General features: G+C 39.6%; 19 protein-coding genes and 1 riboswitch. Of the genes, 10 read left to right on the top strand and 9 right to left on the bottom strand.

The window, feature by feature from the left end:
- Positions 1-9: 9 nt before the first annotated feature.
- The 3 genes from AC1DSL_RS03865 to ytzI all read right to left on the bottom strand — a co-directional run bounded on the left by AC1DSL_RS03865 (position 10) and on the right by ytzI (position 1,496).
- Positions 10-1,005 carry a metal ABC transporter solute-binding protein, Zn/Mn family gene (locus tag AC1DSL_RS03865; RefSeq protein WP_477531228.1) on the bottom strand — a complete coding sequence of 332 codons (996 nt, stop codon included), beginning with the start codon at positions 1,003-1,005 and terminating at the stop codon, positions 10-12.
- Positions 1,006-1,122: 117 nt separating this feature from the next.
- A complete protein-coding gene (gene yidD / locus AC1DSL_RS03860) occupies positions 1,123-1,353 on the bottom strand; it encodes a membrane protein insertion efficiency factor YidD (RefSeq protein ID WP_016426543.1) in 231 nt (76 codons plus the stop codon).
- Positions 1,350-1,496: a YtzI protein gene (ytzI, locus tag AC1DSL_RS03855; RefSeq protein ID WP_016426544.1), complete on the bottom strand. Its 147-nt coding sequence runs from the start codon at positions 1,494-1,496 to the stop codon at positions 1,350-1,352. The genes yidD and ytzI overlap by 4 nt, the downstream gene beginning before the upstream one ends.
- 100 nt (positions 1,497-1,596) lie before the next feature.
- Between ytzI and AC1DSL_RS03850 the strand changes: the two genes are divergently transcribed.
- From AC1DSL_RS03850 to AC1DSL_RS03825, 6 genes are all read left to right on the top strand, one after another.
- Positions 1,597-2,046, top strand: coding sequence for a Dps family protein (locus AC1DSL_RS03850; RefSeq protein ID WP_016426545.1), 450 nt, complete (start codon positions 1,597-1,599; stop codon positions 2,044-2,046).
- Positions 2,047-2,153: 107 nt separating this feature from the next.
- Positions 2,154-2,456, top strand: coding sequence for a hypothetical protein (locus tag AC1DSL_RS03845; protein ID WP_016426546.1), 303 nt, complete (start codon positions 2,154-2,156; stop codon positions 2,454-2,456).
- A gap of 47 nt (positions 2,457-2,503) precedes the next feature.
- Entirely contained in the window at positions 2,504-3,016 is a 513-nt protein-coding gene (locus tag AC1DSL_RS03840) for an NUDIX domain-containing protein (protein ID WP_016426547.1), read from the top strand.
- A complete protein-coding gene (locus tag AC1DSL_RS03835; RefSeq protein WP_477531227.1) occupies positions 2,955-3,740 on the top strand; it encodes an alpha/beta hydrolase family protein in 786 nt (261 codons plus the stop codon). The genes AC1DSL_RS03840 and AC1DSL_RS03835 overlap by 62 nt, the downstream gene beginning before the upstream one ends.
- A 3-nt stretch (positions 3,741-3,743) precedes the next feature.
- Positions 3,744-4,193: a hypothetical protein gene (locus AC1DSL_RS03830; protein ID WP_477531226.1), complete on the top strand. Its 450-nt coding sequence runs from the start codon at positions 3,744-3,746 to the stop codon at positions 4,191-4,193.
- A 17-nt stretch (positions 4,194-4,210) separates the two neighbouring features.
- Entirely contained in the window at positions 4,211-4,651 is a 441-nt protein-coding gene (locus tag AC1DSL_RS03825; protein ID WP_477531225.1) for a hypothetical protein, read from the top strand.
- 41 nt (positions 4,652-4,692) lie between these two features.
- On the opposite strand, the gene pckA is transcribed toward AC1DSL_RS03825, so the two are convergent.
- Positions 4,693-6,279, bottom strand: coding sequence for a phosphoenolpyruvate carboxykinase (ATP) (gene pckA, locus AC1DSL_RS03820; RefSeq protein WP_477531224.1), 1,587 nt, complete (start codon positions 6,277-6,279; stop codon positions 4,693-4,695).
- A gap of 197 nt (positions 6,280-6,476) precedes the next feature.
- A riboswitch (SAM riboswitch) is annotated at positions 6,477-6,600 on the top strand.
- 199 nt (positions 6,601-6,799) lie between these two features.
- Between pckA and metK the strand changes: the two genes are divergently transcribed.
- The gene (gene metK / locus AC1DSL_RS03815) at positions 6,800-7,996 is read left to right on the top strand and encodes a methionine adenosyltransferase (protein WP_016426552.1); all 1,197 of its coding nucleotides are present in this window, start codon (positions 6,800-6,802) and stop codon (positions 7,994-7,996) included.
- A 153-nt stretch (positions 7,997-8,149) separates the two neighbouring features.
- Here the strand turns inward: metK and AC1DSL_RS03810 are convergent, their stop codons facing one another.
- The gene (locus tag AC1DSL_RS03810; protein ID WP_477531223.1) at positions 8,150-8,668 is read right to left on the bottom strand and encodes a gamma carbonic anhydrase; all 519 of its coding nucleotides are present in this window, start codon (positions 8,666-8,668) and stop codon (positions 8,150-8,152) included.
- A gap of 103 nt (positions 8,669-8,771) precedes the next feature.
- On the opposite strand from AC1DSL_RS03810, the gene AC1DSL_RS03805 reads away from it, so the two are divergent.
- The 3 genes from AC1DSL_RS03805 (at position 8,772) to AC1DSL_RS03795 (ending at position 13,256) form a co-directional block, all read left to right on the top strand.
- On the top strand, positions 8,772-9,572 hold the full coding sequence (locus AC1DSL_RS03805; RefSeq protein ID WP_477531222.1) for an alpha/beta hydrolase: 801 nt from the start codon (positions 8,772-8,774) through the stop codon (positions 9,570-9,572).
- Between the two features lie 385 nt (positions 9,573-9,957).
- Positions 9,958-11,430, top strand: a complete 1,473-nt coding sequence (locus tag AC1DSL_RS03800) for an alanine/glycine:cation symporter family protein (protein WP_477531221.1) — start codon at positions 9,958-9,960, stop codon at positions 11,428-11,430.
- Positions 11,431-11,687: 257 nt separating this feature from the next.
- A complete protein-coding gene (locus tag AC1DSL_RS03795) occupies positions 11,688-13,256 on the top strand; it encodes an amidohydrolase (protein WP_477531220.1) in 1,569 nt (522 codons plus the stop codon).
- 64 nt (positions 13,257-13,320) lie between these two features.
- On the opposite strand, the gene AC1DSL_RS03790 is transcribed toward AC1DSL_RS03795, so the two are convergent.
- From AC1DSL_RS03790 to mnmL, 4 genes are all read right to left on the bottom strand, one after another.
- Entirely contained in the window at positions 13,321-13,857 is a 537-nt protein-coding gene (locus tag AC1DSL_RS03790) for an isoprenylcysteine carboxyl methyltransferase family protein (RefSeq protein ID WP_477531219.1), read from the bottom strand.
- Positions 13,848-14,927 carry a type III polyketide synthase gene (locus AC1DSL_RS03785; protein ID WP_477531218.1) on the bottom strand — a complete coding sequence of 360 codons (1,080 nt, stop codon included), beginning with the start codon at positions 14,925-14,927 and terminating at the stop codon, positions 13,848-13,850. The genes AC1DSL_RS03790 and AC1DSL_RS03785 overlap by 10 nt, the downstream gene beginning before the upstream one ends.
- A gap of 97 nt (positions 14,928-15,024) precedes the next feature.
- Positions 15,025-15,591, bottom strand: a complete 567-nt coding sequence (mnmM, locus tag AC1DSL_RS03780; protein ID WP_477531217.1) for a tRNA 5-(aminomethyl)-2-thiouridylate-methyltransferase MnmM — start codon at positions 15,589-15,591, stop codon at positions 15,025-15,027.
- Positions 15,592-15,608: 17 nt separating this feature from the next.
- Positions 15,609-16,538 (bottom strand): tRNA modification radical SAM protein MnmL/YtqA, encoded by a 930-nt coding sequence (gene mnmL / locus AC1DSL_RS03775; protein ID WP_477531216.1) that lies wholly within the window; start codon positions 16,536-16,538, stop codon positions 15,609-15,611.
- Positions 16,539-16,623: the final 85 nt, after the last annotated feature.

The raw sequence follows: 16,623 nt of genomic DNA, 5'->3' as shown, positions 1-16,623 counted from the left end.
GTTTTTATATTACTTTGCTGAAGCCAGTGCTTTCTTTAATGTTTCTAAATTTTGCTCCATTAATGTGAAGTAAGTTTCTTTGTTTTCAATATCTTTCTGTGTCAGTACGCCTAAGTTATGCAAGGTCATGGCATCTGCACCGACTTCATTTTGAATCACTTTCGTTAAATTGGATGAGACATTTTGTTCAAATAAAATCGTTTTGATGTTTTTTTCTTTTGCCAATTTGACGATCTCAGTAAGATCTTGTTGAGAAGGTTCGTCCTGCGAATTCAAACCTGAAACTGCAACTTGCTCAAGACCATATGTTCCAGCCAAGTACCCAAAAGCCGCATGGGATACAAAGAACGTTTTATTATTCGATGCGTCCGCCATTTCCTTGAAATCCGAATCCAATTGTTTGAGTTCAGTCACTAATATGTCGTAGTTCTTAGTATAAGTTGCTTCATTTTCAGGATCTTTTTCAATTAAAGAATTTTTAATTGAAGATGCAAGTTTCATGCTGATTTGAGGTGAAATCCAAAGGTGCGGATCGTTGTCACCATGTTCATGGTCATCGTGACCCTCTTCATGTCCATGCTCATCGTGACCTTCTTCTTCATGTCCATGGTCACTTGCTTTACCCATTTCCAATTCTTTATCAGAAACTGCATCTGCAGTTGCGACCAAAGAAACGTCTTCATTTTCCAATGTCTTTTTCGCATTGTCCACAAAGCCTTCAAGTCCTAAGCCAATATAAAAAAACAAGTCTGCATCTGCTAAATCCATCATATCTTTTTGCGTAGGATCGAATGTATGCTCGTTTGAACCTGCAGGATATACGGATTCCACATTCACATGCTTGCCACCGATTCTTTCGGTAAAGTAAGTAAGTGGATAGACCGTAGTATAGACAGTTAAGGCATTAGGGTTTTCAGATATATCATTAGTCGAAGTGTCTTTTCCACAAGCAACAGTAAATAAAGTAAGAACAATAATTAAACTATATAATAGAAATTTCTTCATGGTTATCTMCTTTTTAAATAGTAACGATTACGATTTGAATTAAGAACTTACTTATCATACAAGATAAATCTTTAAAATACAAGAAAAATGGACACAAAAAAAATGACTCTTTTCAAGTCATTTCTTTGTAGGCCATTCTTCTGGTACTGGATCATATCCGCCTTCATGAAATGGATGACAACGAAGGATACGGCTGATTGCCAAGTAAGTGCCTTTAATTGCTCCGTGTTTTTCGACAGCTTCAACGCCGTAATGGGAACATGTTGGATAAAATCGGCAACTCGGCGGTGTCATTGGCGAAATGAATTTCTGATAAAACCGGAAGATGCCCATCACAAGGAATTTCATGTGTTGTCACTTTTGCCTGCTGATTCAGTTGGAACTGGATCTATTTTATGCTCTATTTTATAGGCTTTTTTAGTTGCAAGAAGGAACATCATGGTGATGCCGATGACCATTACTATTGAGACGATTATCATAAATGCTAACATTTTTTTCACTCCACTTCGTTCTGTATGTTTATTGTAGAGAACTTAGTGGTAAATTGAAAGTATTCAGAGCGATAAATAAAATTAGGAGTGTGAAGTTTTTATGTCAGCAGCATTAAATACAGAACTAAATAAGCAAGTAGCAACTTGGTCAGTAATGTATGCGAAGTTACATAATTTCCATTGGTACGTAAAAGGACCTCAATTCTTTACATTACATGCAAAGTTTGAAGAACTTTACAATGAAGCAACGTTACATATGGATGAAATTGCCGAACGTTTGCTTACTTTAGGCGGTAAACCAGTTGCCACATTGAAGGAGCATTTAGAACTATCAGATGTTACGGAAGCGACAGGCAAAGAAAATGATATGCAAATGGTTGAAACAGTTGTAAAAGATTTCGGTAAAATTATGAAATCATTGAAAAAAGGGATGGACGAAGCTGCAAAAGATGAAGACGATATGACAGAAGATGTATTGAATGCAGTGTATCAATCGATTGAAAAACATCAATGGATGTTAAATGCTTTTTTAGGCGATACAAACAAATAAGCATTTCCAGCAAATTCCTTCCGGGAATTTGCTTTTTTCAATTCTCCTATCGTTTGCATGCATGAAATATATCCATAATGCCATGCTAGAAAAAAGGGGTTGAAAAAATGTCGAAAGTATATGTTTCGGTCACTCATCACCGATACTATTTCCATCCTGAGGATTCGCAATGGGAATATGAGATTGAAGCCGAGCCCGAAGTTTTAACCGTACTAGATCAATTATTTGATCAAAAGGAATCCTTTGAATGGAAAGGTTTTTGGAGAGCTCAAACGCCTTATGTACCTTATCATCTAGACCCAGAAAATGACGGTGTCGATTTACGATTGAAAAAGTTATACGCTGTCATTCATGAGTACGGAAATGAAGAAGCAAAACAACAAATAGAAACATTGCCTTATTATAGTTGAATGCTGTGCATGCCTTCGCTACACTATTTGAAAGGAGTGTAGCAGGCATGTTTTCTTTTGTAGATCAGCATGGGTTAAAAGTTACGTTATCATTTGAACCAAATGCCTTTTTAATTCCTACCACACATGTACTCGTGCTAGCGAACAGGCAGAACCAGTGGTTGCTAACAAAACATCCACAAAGAGGGATTGAATTTCCCGGTGGAAAAGTAGAATCAGGCGAGACGTTAGAACAAGCAGCAAAACGGGAAGTATTTGAAGAAACAGGCGCACAACTTTCAAATTTAATATGGTTTGCAGAATATATGGTGCATGAGCGTAAGCCTTTTTGTAAGGCGGTTTTCCGTGCAACAGTTGATTCAATTGAAAACAATAGTGAACGATTTGAGACTGAGGGACCTGTATGGATGACGATACAGGAGTTTTTCAAATCAACTAATCTTAGTTTTCATATGACAGATGACGGAATGAGAAAAATGTTGGAACAGGTGATGTTAGATGAAAGTAGACGGAACAATTGTACACAGACTTCCGTATCCAAGTCCAAATCCACAAGTTAAATTAACGGAAATTGTCTATTGGTCATGTGGATTCAGGGTAAAAGGGTTACTTGCGGAGCCACGCAAAGAAGGCAAGTATGAGGGAATCCTCTATTTACGTGGAGGTATTCAAAACATTGGTATGGTTCGATCTGCTCGAATTGCTCAGTTTGCCACACAAGGATTCGTGGTGTTTGCCCCTTATTATCGTGGGAACAGAGGCGGCGAAGGTAGAGATGAATTTGCTGGGGAAGATCGGTTTGACGCTACCAATGGAGTAGAAGTATTAAGACAGTTTATTTCAGTGAACCGTATTCATCTGTTTGCATTTTCTCGTGGAGGAATTATGGCTTTATGGACGGCTGTTCTGCGTTCAGATATTACATCGGTTGTCACCTGGTCAGGTGTGTCAGACATGGTTCTCACCTATGAGGAACGTGAAGACATGCGTAGAATGATGAAGCGGGTGATTGGTGGTAATCCTACGAATGTACCTGAGGCATATGAACTTCGTCAACCACTCAAACATGTCAGTGCTATTGATGCCAAAATTCTAATTATCCATGGACGAAAAGATGGGAATGTCGGAATTGAACATGCCTTACGTCTCGAAAAAGCACTCATTGATGGAAATAAAAATTTTGAGACTTGGTATTTTAAAGATTACACACATTATTTCCCTTCGAAAACCAATAGACAAACTGTCAGAGATTTAACGGACTGGATGAAACGACAAGGGGAATAATATATGAAACATATCCGAATTCATTTAAAGACTAGCAGTACTGCTAACAAAACCTCGGTCCCTAATGATACGTCATATTGGAAAAAGCTTTGGGATACGTATACGAGTGAATATGCTTCAGTGGAAATTCAGTGTTGGCAGGAAGAAGTGCATGATATTGAGGAATTGACCAAACTCTCTGCACATTCTGTGAATCAAGGACTTGTAAAATCGTTTACAATTACATTGAACGAAAAAAACTGTAACTATTTACGTAATCATTCAATTGATGCAGACGGTGGTTTAAAATGGTTCACTATATTCTTTTATAAAGAAGATATTCAAATGCTTGAGATAGCACAATATGGTTCAGAAATTGTATTATATGGAGTAAATGAGAAAGAAGCGGAAGAATTTGAAGCGCTATTCCCTGAAATCGAGAACGCGGAATACTTCAAAGAACACCTCATGTAAGCAGAGGAGGGTGAGGCATGGGAAATTTACATATAATATACGATTCTTTATTACTAACCAGTGAAACCAACAAGCTTAGGAAGAGTATTAGCTATTGGTTTCCGTTAATGAATGAGGTACTTCCAGTGTTTACAGAAGTCGAAGTACATTGTCATGAAGATGAAAAAGAAGCAATTCTTAAGATTAAACCTTTCGCTCATACCATTCGATATGGAAGTGGATTGGTTATTTTTACAATGCCTCTAAATCAGAAGCTAAAAGACTTGCTACTGTATGGGGTAAATGAAGGACAGACAAGAATTCCTTGGTATACATTAGTATTCAAGAGAAATGGTGCACATATTTGTACTGTTAAATATCACGGATCTGAATTGTTTTTCTACCAGATAACGAAAGAGGATGCTAAAGAGATAGAATCTTACTTTCCAGAAGAGACAGTTTTTGAATATACGGAGTAAAAAAAATGGCCTGCACATGAAGTGCAAGCCATTTTTGTATTCTAGATAATTGGACCGCCATTAGAAATAATGTCTTCAGACACTGATCCAAATTTATTGAAGTTCTCACGGAATCGATTAGCCAATTCTTGTGCTTTTTTATCGTATGCTGCTGGATCCGCCCATGCATCGCGTGGGTTTAATACGTCAGAAGGTACGCCAGGTACTTCTTTAGGAATAGCTAAACCGAATGCTGAACCTTTATCCATTTCAACATTATCTAATTTGCCTTCCAATGCAGCACGAACCATCGCACGTGTATAAGAAAGTTTCATACGGCTACCAACGCCAAATTCGCCGCCTGTCCAGCCAGTATTTACAAGGAAGACTTGTGCATCATGCTCATCTATTTTCTTCCCTAACATTTCTGCATATACAGTTGCAGGAAGGGGAAGGAATGGAGAACCGAAACAAGTTGAGAATGTTGCTTGTGGAGATGTAATTCCACGTTCTGTACCAGCAAGCTTCGATGTAAATCCACTTAAGAAGTGATACATCGCTTGTTCTTTCGTCAACTTACTGATTGGAGGTAATACCCCAAACGCATCAGCAGTTAAGAAAATGATGGTTTTTGGATGACCTGCTACAGAAGGATCAACAATATTGTCGATTGCTTGTAATGGGTAAGCGGCACGCGTGTTTTCAGTTAACGAAATATTTTCGTAGTCAGGTATACGCGTTTCAGGATCCAATACTACGTTTTCCAATACAGAACCAAAACGGATTGCATCGAAAATTTGTGGTTCATTTTCACGTGTTAAGTTAATTGCTTTTGCGTAACAGCCGCCTTCAATATTGAATACGCCGTTATCTGACCAGCCATGCTCATCATCGCCGATTAATTTACGATCTGCATCAGCAGATAATGTTGTTTTTCCTGTTCCGGACAATCCGAAGAACAAAGCAACATCGCCTTTTTCACCAACGTTTGCAGAACAGTGCATCGGTAGGATGCCTTGCTCAGGGAGCAAGTAGTTCATAATAGAGAAAATTGATTTTTTCATTTCACCGGCATACTCAGTACCACCGATTAAAATGATGCGTTTTTCCATTGACACAATGATAAACGTTTCGGAACCTGTACCATCGATTGCAGGATCTGCTTTGAAAGTCGGAGCATAAACGATTGTGAATTGTGCTTCATGCGATGCCAACTCATCTTTAGACGGACGAATGAATAATTGGTGTGCAAAAAGGTTATGCCAAGCATATTCATTGATTACTTGCAATGAAAGGCGAGATTCTTTATCCGCACCGGCAAAGCCATTAAAGACAAATAACTCTTCTTTTGTTTTTAAATAGTTCACAACTTTTTTATATAAAGAGTTGAAAATTTCAGATGATATTGGTTGGTTTACTGAGCCCCAATCAATCTTGTCTTTCGAGCTATCTTCCACAACAACATATTTGTCTTTAGGAGAACGTCCTGTATATTTTCCTGTCACTACTTTTACAGCTCCAGTTGGTGTTAAGACAGCTTCTCCACGTAATGTTGCTTTCTCCACAAGTTGTGGGACTGAAAGTTGCACATGCACGTTTTGGCCATTTAACAAGTCGTTCAGCTCGTTCATCGTGTTCACTGAATTCATGTATATGTACCTTCCTTTATCGTATATTACCCTTAAATCGGGTTAACCTTGATTCGAAAATTAGTATAACACATTACGCTTAATAATCTACACTAATAGCCTAATTAATTTTATCTGATTTTCGAACATTTATATAGAACGAAAAAAATATTTGACAAGGCTTCATTAGTTTATTATGATGTAAAACTGAACGGATACTCTTATCCCGAGCTGGTGGAGGGGTCAGGCCCTATGAAACCCGGCAACCTGCAGTTATGAACCAAGTAGTAATTGGCAAAGGTGCTGAACCTGAAGCAAGGTGTATTCCTTGGATGATAAGAGTGAAAGGTGCCTATTAACGAATGCCTTTCCTCATGTTTTTACGTGAGAGAGGGTTTTTTTTATGACATCTCCCTTTATCCTCGTGTGCAGAAGCCCGAAAAGGCGGAAGGTTTTATTCTAATGAATAAGCTGGACATGGGAAATGAGTACCGTTTGAATTTTCCGAGAGCAATCTCGAAGGATATAGGAGGAATATTAAATGACAACTCGTCGTCTATTTACATCAGAATCAGTAACAGAAGGGCATCCGGACAAAATTTGCGATCAAATCTCAGACGCAATTTTAGATGCTATTTTAACTGAAGATCCAAATGCACGTGTTGCTTGTGAAACAACTGTAACAACAGGTTTAGTGCTTGTTGCCGGTGAAATCACAACATCTGCATACGTGGATATTCAAAAAGTCGTACGTGAAACAGTTCGTGAAATCGGCTACACACGTGCAAAATATGGTTTTGACTCAGAGACTTCTGCAGTATTGACTGCAATCGATGAGCAATCTGCTGACATCGCAATGGGTGTTGACAGAGCACTGGAAGCACGTGAAGGTTCGATGACAGATTCAGACATCGAAGCAATCGGTGCAGGTGACCAAGGTTTAATGTTCGGTTTTGCTTGTAATGAAACACCGGAATTAATGCCTCTTCCAATTAGTATGGCTCATAAGTTAGCTCGTCGTTTAGCATTAGTTCGTAAAGAAGAAATTCTTCCATACTTACGTCCAGATGGCAAAACACAAGTAACTGTAGAATATGATGAAAACAATAAACCGTTGCGTATTGACACAATCGTTATTTCTACTCAACATCACCCAGAAGTAACACTTGAGCAAATTCAACGTAACTTGAAAGAACATGTCATCAATCCTGTCGTTCCGGCAGAATTAATTGACGAAAATACAAAATACTTCATTAACCCAACTGGTCGCTTCGTAATTGGTGGACCACAAGGGGATGCTGGTTTAACTGGTCGCAAAATTATCGTAGATACTTACGGTGGATACGCTCGTCACGGTGGCGGCGCATTCTCTGGTAAAGATGCGACAAAAGTTGACCGTTCAGCAGCATATGCAGCACGTTATGTAGCGAAAAACATCGTAGCAGCAGGACTTGCTGACCGTTGCGAAGTTCAACTTGCATATGCAATCGGTGTTGCACAACCAGTATCAATTGCAATCGATACTTTTGGTACAGGCACTGTAGAAGAATCGAAACTTGTTGAAATTGTTCGCGATTCATTCGACCTTCGCCCAGCTGGAATCATCAAAATGTTAGATCTACGTCGTCCGATTTACAAGCAGACAGCTGCTTATGGACACTTCGGTCGCACAGACTTGGATGTACCATGGGAGAAAACAGACAGAGCGGCTACTTTGAAAGAAAAAGCAGGCGTTTAAGATTGAGAAGCCATTCCGGGTATGACCTGGAATGGCTTTTTTATTGGAAATTAGTGGGCGAAAGGGAACAAATCAATTTGAACGGGAATAAATTTAAGAATGCTTCAACATATTAAAAGGACCGGGCTCTATCACCCGGTCCTTACTATCCGTTTACTTTTGTTGTTGCATTGCCTTATAAATCTGTCCTTTTTCAGCATATTCTCTCACAATACGTTCCATATCTAATTTGTCTTCAGCATTCAACTCCCGAACCACTTTTGCCGGTCGTCCCAATGCAAGCATACCTGGGGGAATTACTTTACCGGGTGGAACCAAGCTGCCTGCTCCAATAAATGCACCTTCACCAATCTCTGCGCCATCCAGGACAATGGAACCCATGCCAATTAAGGCGCCTTTTCGTATAGTACAGCTATGCAAAGTTACTTGGTGTCCGATGGTGACTTCATCTTCCAAAATTAATGGAGCGGCAGGGCTTTGATGAAGGCAACACAAATCTTGAATATTAACTTTTCGGCCGATTCGTGTCGCATTGACATCACCACGAATAATGGTATTAAACCAAATAGTGGACTCTGGACCGATTGTCACATCACCACTTATTGTGACATAATCAGCAATATAAACAGATGGGTCAATCATGGGTGTTTTATCATTAAATGGATAAATCATTCTAAAACCTCGTTTCTTCTTGCCATATGGTTTCATTATACAAAAAAAGAGGAACTAAAAAAGGATGACTTCGTCGAATAAAGAAATAGAAGGAGCGATGATTATGTGGAAATGGGAAGCTGATGGACAGGCTAAAGCAGTCATCGCCATCGTACACAGCGCGTATGAACATCATCGTAGGTACGCCTGGGTTATAGAAGAGTTTAGAAGTTCAGGATTTCATGTTGTAATGGGGGATCTACCGGGGCACGGAGAATCGGCTCTCAATAAACAAGCACATGACGAGGATTTTCAATCCTATGGCACTTTTATCAATCACTTGATTGACGCTTCGCTTACATATAACTTACCCGTTTTTATTATGGGTCACGGGTTAGGTGCAACTTTAGTCATGCAAGTGCTTCAGGAAAAATCAATTGAATGTGCTGGAATAATTCTGACATCTCCTTGGATGCATTTACATATTCATGCATCGAAACTTTCCAGTGCTTTAGCCAACATGGGGAAGCTAGCTGAAAACGTCAAAAGTACTCATGAAATAACCATTAAAAAACTGACAAGAAATTATGATGTTTATACGCAAGGTAAAGACGATGATCTATATAACACGACCATTACTTTGAAGTGGTACAGGGAGTTGCAGCATTTGATGAAAGCAACAACTGCCAAACAAGAAAGCATTCAAGATGTTCCTATTTTGATGATGACTGCAGAGCGGGATAAAATTGCGGATCCGACATTCGCAAAGAATTGGCTGCAAAAACAAAAACTTTCTGAAATACAATATAAAGAGTGGAAAAATTGTTTTCATGATCTGTTCCAAGAGCCAGAACGAGAAGATGTGTTTTATTACACGAAGACATTCGTGAATAATGTGTTGCGTTCACTCGGATATGTGGTTTAAGACAAATAAAAGCCTTTCTAATGAAAAATTAGAAAGGCTTTTACTATGGATTTGTTTATGACTTCATTTATGAATTATGCAGATTTACAAGGATTAATAAATTATTCTGACATGAAAATTAGCCCCCTGTAAAAAAGGGAAGCAATAGATTCCAAATTTCAAAACCTGAACATTTACCAATATGATAATTCTATTTTAATAAAAATATTCCTCTATTGTTTTTTAGAACTTTGAAACTTGGATTTATGTACGCTATGCCTTGCAGAAGTCGAAGTTAGCATAATGAGAATCTAGAAGTATATAAAATCTTTCCTTGTACTAACATCATTTTTGTAATACAGTGAATAATGTGACAATATTATGAACAAACAAAGGGGGAAATTGGATGGAAGAGTTTATTGGGCAAATAAATAACTTTTTATGGGGACCTTGGATGATTTATGGCTGTTTGGCTATCGGTCTATTATTTTCAATCCTTACTCGTTTCTTGCAAGTTCGACTGATCAAGGATATGGTTGTTCAAATGTTCAAAGGTGAAAAATCGGATGCCGGGGTATCTTCATTCCAAGCATTATCGATTGCATTATCAGGTCGTGTTGGAACCGGAAATATTGCAGGGGTTGCTACGGCGATTGCATTTGGTGGTCCAGGGGCTGTATTCTGGATGTGGGCAATAGCGTTTATCGGGGCATCTTCAGCGTTTGTCGAATCAACTTTGGCTCAAATTTATAAAGTGAAAGACCAAGGACAATACCGTGGTGGTCCTGCTTATTACATAGAAAAAGGAATCGGCTCGAAGTGGTATGCAGTTATTTTTGCACTCGCAACATTACTGGCTATGTCCATTTTGATGCCAGGCATTCAATCGAACTCCATTGCCATAGGGATGGAAAATGCATTTGACATGCCTCGATGGGTTACTGGAGCTATAATTGTTGTCATTCTAGGCGGCATTATTCTCGGTGGAGTAAAACGTATTGCAAACGTAGCTCAATTTGTCGTACCTTTCATGGCGCTAGCATACATTCTAATGGCAATTATCATTATTGGAATGAACATTACTGAAGTGCCAAGTGTTCTTAGATTGATCTTTTCAAGTGCTTTCAGCTTTGACTCGACTTTCGGTGGGATGATTGGTGCTGCAATTGCATGGGGCGTCAAACGTGGAGTCTATTCAAATGAAGCTGGTCAAGGTACTGGACCACACGCAGCAGCTGCGGCAGAAGTTTCTCATCCGGTGAAACAAGGTCTAGTTCAGGCATTCTCAGTGTACATTGATACATTGTTGGTGTGTTCAGCAACTGCTTTCATGATTTTATTCACAGGGATGTACAATGTTCAATTGGATGACGGCGAAGGCGAATTTGTTGTTGAAAACCTTCCAGGAGTCGATGCTGGAGCTGGCTACACGCAAKCGGCAATTGATTTTGCAATGCCGGGAACAGGTATTGGAGCTGGATTTGTTGCAATTGCGTTGTTCTTCTTTGCATTCACGACAATTATGGCTTACTACTATATGGCAGAAACCAATGTTGCTTATCTACTGAAAGGCAATGCTGAAAAAATAGGTATTTTTGTTTTGAAAATTGTTATCTTAATAACAGCGTTCTATGGAACGATAAATGAAGCTAAATTAGCATGGGCACTAGGCGATGTAGGGTTAGGTTTAATGTGCTGGTTGAATTTAATTGCAATTCTCATCATAGCTAAGCCCGCTCTTCTTGCTCTTAAAGATTATGAAGCTCAGAAAAAAGAAGGCAAAGATCCAGTATTTGATCCGAGAAACTTAGGCATTAAAAATGCTGATTTCTGGATTGAATATAATGACAACTTAAAAAATGAGAACCTGAAGAAATAACAATTTATCGCCTAACTCCAGTTGGGCGATTTTGTTCTGACATCAGTTACCCGATACTAGTTGGAGCGGCTCGAGCCATTGCCATTCATACAAAACCAAGGGATTTAATACCAAATCCATTAGATTCGAGTGTGCATACAGTTGTAGCAAGAGCTTTTGAACAAGCTGCGCAGGAACAAAAATAAGTAATAACCGTTTCATTCCATTGTGAATGAGACGGTTTTTGTTTTATGATTATACAAAGTGGAGGTGCCATCATGACAAAAATCTGTTTTCATCATGCAACATTTTATACGATGAAAGATTCACAACATACTATTGATGCAGTTTTGGTCGAGAACGGCAAAATTATCAATACCGGTTTATATGAAGAAATGAAAAAGCATGCAGATCAATATATCGATCTTGAGGGGGCATTTGTCTATCCTGGATTTGTGGACAGCCATATACATATGATTGGTCATGGTGATAAATTGCGTCGTATTGATTTATCTAAATATATGTCTCCAACTGAAATGACGGCAGATTTGAAAAATCTTCTGATCAATCATCCAGAAGGAGAATGGTTCCTTGCTGAAGGATGGAATGAAAATAATTTTGACAACCAAAAAATACTTACCCGCTACGAACTGGACGAGCTTTCTAATTCACCGATTGTGTTAAAGCGAATTTGCAGACATGCTATGATTGTAAATTCAGTTGCACTTAAGCTGGCGGGAATTACAAAAGATACTCCCGACCCGGAAGATGGTGTCATAGTCAGAGACGATGAAGGCGAACCAACTGGATACTTATTGGACGGGGCTATGGCTTTTATAGAAAAACATATTCCTGAAGTCTCTGTTACACAATTGGTCATTTCTTTAGAAACGGCTTTGACCGATTTGGTATCGCGAGGCTTTACAGGCGTTCATACCGAAGATATGAGTTATTACGGTGATTACAACCGACCGTTACAAGCGTTTAAAACAGTCATCGGAAATGACCGCAAATTCCGTGTGAATTTACTTCGCCATCATACAGTCTTTGAAGAGATGATGCATGAAGCAACGTATGATCAACCTTGGATTGAACCAGGCGCCATGAAGATATTTATTGATGGTTCCCTCGGAGGGCGAACTGCCTTGCTGAGTCAGCCATATGCCGACGACATGTCAACTTCAGGTATTTCAATTCATACTCAAGAAGAATTGAATGCCCTCGTGGCAAGAGCTCGTTCTTATGGTGAAGCAGTAGCTGTGCATGCAATTGGTGATATGGGGATGGATATGATTGTATCCGCTATAGAAAAACATCCTGTCCGAGAAGGGAAACGAGATCGTTTAATTCATGCGAATGTATTACGCGAGGATTTAGTAGACCGTATGGAGAAACTCGATATTGTACTCGATATACAACCAAGTTTTGTTACATCGGACTTTCCGTGGGTTAAAGAGAGGTTGGGAGAAACTCGACTTGACTGGGCGTATGCTTGGAAAAAGCTATTGGACCGTAGAATTACATGCAGCGGAGGTTCAGATTCTCCAATAGAAGAAGTGGATTCACGACTCGGTTTATATGCAGCCATTGCAAGGAAGAGCCCTGGAGACACACATGACGGGTATCAACCACAGGAAAAACTCAGTCGATATGACGCGATTGCCCTATATACGATTGGCAGTGCAATGGCTATTGGCAAGGAACATGAAAGAGGCTACATTAAGAAGAACTTTGACGCGGATTTTACCGTCTTTGATCGAGATTTATTTGACGGACCAGATGAACAAGTTCTGGAAGCAAAAGTCGTGAAAACAATCATAGCCGGAGAGATTGTGTTTGAAAAATAAATTAAAAATAGTAAAAGGCTGACTCATTATTAGGGTCAGCCTTTTTGCGTAGGGAAATCGTATATTAGAAGACTTCTTTGTAATTCGTAACTTCCCGTAAAGCTGCTTCTTCCATCGGGATGCGCACACACAAAATAATTAAATTTAATAAAGCAAATATCAGTGCTGTAAAGTAAGCCCCAAACATTAAGGGAATCACTAAAATTTCCAATGAAACGACGACATAATTAGGGTGTCTTAAGAAGCGGAAGGGTCCTTTTTTAACGACATGCGCACCAGGTAAGACAAGGATTTTTGTGTTCCAGAACCTTCCAAGTGAAGCGATTACCCATACGCGCATGATTTGCAGACCTACAAAAATAATAAATAGCACAGGCCAAAGAGAGGGGAGTTCGCGCTCGAACATCAAAAATTCAAAAATTAGACTAAGGAAAAAGCCAACATGTATGCCTACCATGTAAGGATAGTGCCTCGCACCGACTTCGTATCCTCCTTGACCACGAATCCATCGCTCATTATTGCGTGCGACAAAAAGCTCAACTATTCTTTGCACAATAACAAATCCCACTATACTGGAGAAAATAATTGTTTCTATTGCCATTCCAGCATCACCAATTCTCCACTGAATCCAGGTCCAAGTGCCGCCAACAAACCTTTTTCTCCTGGAGAACAATCCATCTTCATGAAAGCTTCCAATACATAAAGAACGGTGGGCGAAGACATATTCCCGTGTTTTCTTAAAATTTCCCTTGAAATATCGGTTTTGGATGAGTCAAACCCAAGCGATTTTTCGTATGCAGTCAGCACTTTCTTGCCACCAGGATGGGCAATAAAATGGTCTAGCTGTTTAGAAGTCAAGTGGTGTTCTGCCAAAAATTCTGTAACGAATGGCTCGAGCCACTTTTCAATAATGGAAGGAATGCTTTTGGAAAAGACGACATGCAATCCATCGTTTTTCATATCCCATCCCATCACATTTTCGGAATTGGCCATTGTTTTTGAAGATGTGGCGACAAATGTAGGACAAGGTTTCTTGGATTGAATGGCTGCGTCGTCTCCGCAAATCAATGCACAAGCTACTCCATCTGCAAATAAAGATGCCCCAATTAAATTGCTCTTTGAGTAGTCATTTGGCTGAAATGTTAAGCTGCATAATTCCACACATAGCACGAGTACTTTCGCTTTCGGATAAGCAAGACAATAGTCAAATGCGCGACTTAATCCTGATGCACCGCCTGCACACCCCAGTCCCCAAATCGGGATGCGTTTGACATAATCAGAGAATGGAAGTTGATTTAAAATTCGCGCCTCGATACTCGGTGTCGAAAAACCGGTACTAGAAATAAATAAAATACCGTCAATCTCGGAAGGATGAACGGACTCTTCCAAAAACTCCTGGTTTTGCAGACAGGCATTAATAGCTAAAGCACCGTAGGAAGTGGCAAGTTCGATGTATAGTCGATTGCGTTCCTCCAAATCATGAGGATGTTCAAACCACTCCATTGGCACGCAAAATTGACGGGATTCAATTTCGCCATTTTCAAATACTTTGAGCATCCGTTCCAAATCTTCGTAGTGATCGGTAAATAAATTTTTCAATAATGTCGAGGCTTCTTCTTGGGAATAGGAATATGGAGGAAGGAATGAACTGATGGATTGGATTTTTGGCATAGAAATCTCCTTAGGGAAAAATGATAACCCTAGTTTTTCCAATCCTCTTAAAAATATGCAAAAAACCTTAAGGAAAGCTAAATAGCTTACCTTAAGGTCATGTAAGATGCTTCATTTTCTCAATCGCCACAACAAACGGAGGATGATTTTGTTGATTGATAAATTCATATTTCAGTACATGGACAAATGATTGAGGTAGTGTTTGTAAATAATCAAGCAAAGCGTCACGCTCCACATCGCCCCCCTCATGTCCATGGTATACGACCAACACAATGATTCCACCGACTTTTAATAAATCCAGACAACCAGTGATTGCTTGAATGGTTGTATTCGGTTTTGTGATGATGGAATGGTCTGCACCTGGAAAATATCCGAGATTGAAAACGGCGGCAGATATTTCATTCGTTACATATTGGGTGATTTTCTCGTGACCATCCTGTATGACCGTAGCACATTCCTGCCATTCACCTAATCGTAATCGTGTTGCTTCAATTGCCTCTTCCTGAACATCGAAAGCATACACTTTTCCAGTCGGTCCGACCAGCTGTGCGAGAAAAAGGGTATCATGGCCATTCCCAGCGGTTGCGTCTACAACAGTATCTCCAGGAGAAACTGAGCTTTTTAATAATGTTTTCACATAGGGGAGAACCCTTTCGAGTTTCATTTTATGGTCACCTTCTCTTAGAAATGTTTGCCTTGCCAGCTGTCCCGGTGAACAAGTTCAGCATCGATTGCATTCAGTACAGACCATTTATTGACACTCCACATGGGCCCAATCATTAAATTAATTGGTCCATCTCCGGTAATACGATGAATTACCATTTCAGGTGGCAGAAGTTCAAGCTGATCGGCAACGAGTTGGACATATGCGTCCTGGTCCATAAACTCGACCAATCCTTTTTCGTATTGTTTGATCATAGGTGTTCCCTTCAGTAAATGAAGCAAATGGATTTTAATTCCTTGGACATCCAGTTTGGATACTTCACGGGCAGTTTCTATCATCATCTCTTTAGCTTCAAGAGGCAGACCATTAATAATATGGGCACATACGTTAATGCCATGTTTGCGGAGTTTCTGAACTCCTTCGACATAACAAGCATAATCATGTGCACGATTGATTAACTTTGCTGTCCGTTCGTGAACGGTCTGAAGACCAAGTTCTACCCATAGATAGGTACGTTCGTTCAATTCAGCCAGATATTCCACGACATCATCTGGCAGACAATCGGGGCGTGTTGCTATCGATAAACCGATAACGCCTTCCTGTGCTAAAGCAGCTTCGAATTTTTCTTTTAATACAGGGAGCGGCGCATGTGTATTCGTGTAAGCCTGAAAATAAGCCATATATTTTCCGTCTTTCCATTTCTTATGCATCTTATTTTTCACTTCTTCAAATTGAACGTCAATCGAATCTACACGGTCACCAGCAAAATCTCCTGAGCCCGCCGCGCTGCAGAAAGTGCAACCTCCGAAAGCCACTGTTCCGTCCCTATTTGGACAATCAAATCCAGCGTCTAATGCTACTTTAAATACTTTGAAACCAAATTCGTTTCGTAAATGACGGTTCCAAGTGTAGTATCGCTTCCCGTCAGAAGGAAAAGGGAAATTCATTTATGCATCCACTCCTCTAAAAGGGTATTTTATCATGATTCTCTTAGAAAACCCATGCACCCAAAAAGCAGAATACTTGTATTAT

Source organism: Paenisporosarcina sp. P4_D4 (genome assembly GCF_056401835.1).
Note: the sequence above shows the minus strand (reverse complement) of the source record. Positions and strands in the feature narration are given on the sequence as shown.